The sequence below is a fragment of the Parvibaculum sp. genome (assembly GCF_049672805.1).
Taxonomy (GTDB): domain Bacteria; phylum Pseudomonadota; class Alphaproteobacteria; order Parvibaculales; family Parvibaculaceae; genus Parvibaculum.
Map to the genome: position 1 here is coordinate 1 of NZ_JBATWS010000225.1, position 2,985 is coordinate 2,985.

The following is a 2,985-nucleotide window of genomic DNA, read 5'->3' on the forward strand; positions in this document are numbered from 1 at the left end:
GGCTACAATATCGAAAGCCCAGAGACGGCCGGGAATAGTGTCAGCGACATAAACCGTCTTTTCATCCGGCGAGAGGCCAACTCCGTTCGGTGAGGTAATCGGAAAGACGACTTCCTTGATCAGCGAGCCATCCGGCTTTGCATAATAGAGCCCGCCACGATCCTGCGTGCGGCCCCTGCCCTTGCCGAGATCGGTGAACCAGAAACCACCGGACTTGTCGAACACGATATCGTTCGGCCCCTTGAGCGGAATGCCGTTACATTCCGTATAAAGAGTTTCTACCTTGCCCGTGGCGAGATCAACGCGCTCGATGCGCCCGCCCGAATAGTCAGAGGCAATGTCGCCGGGGAAGAGAAGCCCGTCGCGATCATGCCATTCGAAGCCGCCATTGTTACAGATGTAGCAGGCTCCATCCGGCCCGATGGCCGCTCCGTTCGGCCCGCCGCCCGGCTCTGCCACGATCTCCTTCGTGCCATCCGGCTTGATGCGCGTGAGCGTGCCCCGCTTGATCTCGACCAGCAGGATGCTGCCATCCGGCATTGCAATCGGCCCTTCGGGGAATTGCAGCCCGTCAGCGATCAGTTTCATTTCCGCCATTTCGTCCTCCCTTTTATTCGTACTGTTTTGTTGGTCCCATTCTGTCAACGCCGCAGCGCCGCCGCAATGGCGCGGGTCAGATAGGTATTCGCCTGATCGGCCGCCGCAATGCCGGTGAGATGCGCACCATGAACGGTTGAGTACCAGTCCGCGGAAACGGCCTCGCCAGCGAGAAAGAAGCGCTCGCTCACCGGCTCTGCCAGCACCGCTCGTTCCGCCGCATGGCCGGGCCGCGCGCAGGAATAGGCACCGAGCGTATGCGGATCGCGTGTCCATGACGTTGCGGCAGCGCCGGAAAGCTCCCTGAAAATATCAGCACCGAACATGTCGGAGAGAGCAGCGCGAGCGAAAGACATCATCTCCGCCTCGCCCGCCCTCTCGAGATTTTCAGCAAGATCGCCACCGAGATAGGCAATGGCGAGGTCATGGCCGAATGGCCTTATCTGGAACGAGCAGGCAGGCCGCGCCGCATCGCGCTCATCCATGAAATTGACATAGCTCGTATCGGGTAAACGAAAGACATCCCGCTTGAAACGGAAGGCAACCTTGTTCGCATGGCCTGTCGGCACCGCCTGCAGTGCGGCCTGCAAGCGCGGCGGCAATTCCGGCGTGAAGCGGATCGCCCCTGATGCAAGTACATTGGTCGATACGGTGACAATGAGGCTTCGTGCCCGCACCGTGCCGCGCGGCGTCTCAATGAGAATGAGAGCACCGCTCGTATCGATGGCAGTGACGGGTGTGGAAAGTTCGACCGGCAGTCCCGCGTAAAGCGATTCAAGCAACGCACCATAGCCCTGCACCAGCGGCCAGTTCGCACCCGTATCGCGATAGGCGGCGAGATCAGCGGTGGAGATGTCGGAAGGCGGCACACCTGAAATGGCCATGAAGATGTGATCCACCATCCGCGCCCAGCGCGACGTGTTATCCATCACATCGAGCGCCGCTATATCGCGCCCTTTCAGCCCCGCCGCGACGGCACGCTCTTCCGCCTCGTCAAAGGCTTTGCGATAGGCGCGATATTCACCGCTCGTCGCCCAGCCGGTTCCGAGATGAAAATGCCCGTCAAAGGCGCGTGGCCGCGCTACATAGGCGTGGCCCAACGCATCGGCGATCTTCGTCAGCGGATTCACATCCGCCGAATGCAGCCAATGCGCGCCGCGATCCCAGGCAACACCGAGGCTTTCTCTGTCCGTGTGAACGCGCCCGCCTATGCGGGGCTTTGCTTCCAGCAAATAGCATGAAAGCCCAAGCTCATACGCCCGCGCCGTCGCCGCGAGACCGGCTGCGCCGGCCCCGACAATGGCAACATCGACGGCGAAATTCATCCCCGCAACCGCTGCGCGTGGAAGGCGAGGTGATCGCCGATAAAGCTCTGGATGAAGTAGTAGGAGTGGTCATACCCCTCCTGCCGCCGCAGTGTGAGCTTCTGTTTGGCGAGCTTGCACGCTTCCTCGAAAAGCTCGGGCTTGAGCTGGTTTTCGAGGAAGGTATCAGCAAGCCCCTGATCGATCAGGATGTCATCGAAATGGCCGACAGCACCACCGCTCATCATCAGGGCAGACGCATCATGCGCCGCCCATGCAGAACGGTCTGACCCGAGATAGGCAGTAAACGCCTTCTCGCCCCAGGGGCAGCGCGTCGGTGAAACGATGGGCGCAAAGGCAGAAACGGAACGGAAATGTTCCGGATATTTCAGCGCCAATGTCAGTGCGCCATGCCCGCCCATTGAGTGACCGCAAATCGACTGGCGATTGCCGTCAACAGGAAACCTGTCCCGCACCACCGCAGCCAGATCGCGGATGATGTAGCTCTCCATTCGGAAATGCGGCGCCCAGGGTTTTTCGGTTGCGTCGATATAGAACCCAGCCCCCTGCCCCAGATCATAGGCTTCATCATCGGCAACGCCGCTGCCGCGCGGGCTTGTATCTGGCGCGATGATGGCGAGACCGAGTTCCGACGCATAGCGATAGGCACCCGCCTTCGTGGTGAAGTTTTCTTCCGTGCAAGTAAGCCCCGCAAGGAAAGTCACAGCAGGAAACGGCCCCTTGCCTTCCGGAATGAAGATCGAGAAGCGCATGGGCGTGCCCGTGGAGACGGATTCATGCTGACAGATGCTGAGCGTCCCTCCAAAGCAGCGATGCGAAGAAAGTGTCTCTACAGCCATCAATAAACCACCACAGAACGGATCGACTTGCCCTCATGCATCAGGTCGAACCCCTTGTTGATATCCTCAAGCGGCAGGGTATGGGTGATGAGATCGTCGATATTGATCTTCCCGTCCATGTACCAGTCCACGATCTTGGGCACATCGGTGCGGCCACGCGCGCCGCCAAAGGCCGTACCCTTCCAGACGCGGCCCGTGACGAGCTGGAACGGACGTGTCGAGAT

At 60.1% G+C, this 2,985-nt stretch carries 3 protein-coding genes and 1 pseudogene; all 4 read right to left on the minus strand.

From position 1 onward, the window contains the following. Nucleotides 1-597: SMP-30/gluconolactonase/LRE family protein (locus WBF74_RS07245; RefSeq protein WP_424437402.1), on the minus strand; the 597-nt coding region annotated here is incomplete at its 3' end. A 44-nt stretch (nucleotides 598-641) separates the two neighbouring features. Further along, nucleotides 642-1,922 (minus strand): flavin monoamine oxidase family protein, encoded by a 1,281-nt coding sequence (locus WBF74_RS07250; RefSeq protein ID WP_424437405.1) that lies wholly within the window; start codon nucleotides 1,920-1,922, stop codon nucleotides 642-644. Further along, entirely contained in the window at nucleotides 1,919-2,761 is an 843-nt protein-coding gene (fghA, locus tag WBF74_RS07255) for an S-formylglutathione hydrolase (protein ID WP_424437408.1), read from the minus strand. Before fghA ends, WBF74_RS07250 begins: the two co-directional genes overlap by 4 nt. Then, nucleotides 2,761-2,985, minus strand: a pseudogene (locus WBF74_RS07260) (S-(hydroxymethyl)glutathione dehydrogenase); the annotation flags it as partial. The pseudogene WBF74_RS07260 and the gene fghA, both read right to left, overlap by 1 nt.

Coding starts and splice junctions, on each gene's coding strand:
- WBF74_RS07250 (WP_424437405.1), bottom strand. CDS start 1,922: ATGAATTTCGCCGTCGATGTTGCCATTGTCGGGGCCGGCGCAGCCGGT.
- fghA (WP_424437408.1), bottom strand. CDS start 2,761: ATGGCTGTAGAGACACTTTCTTCGCATCGCTGCTTTGGAGGGACGCTC.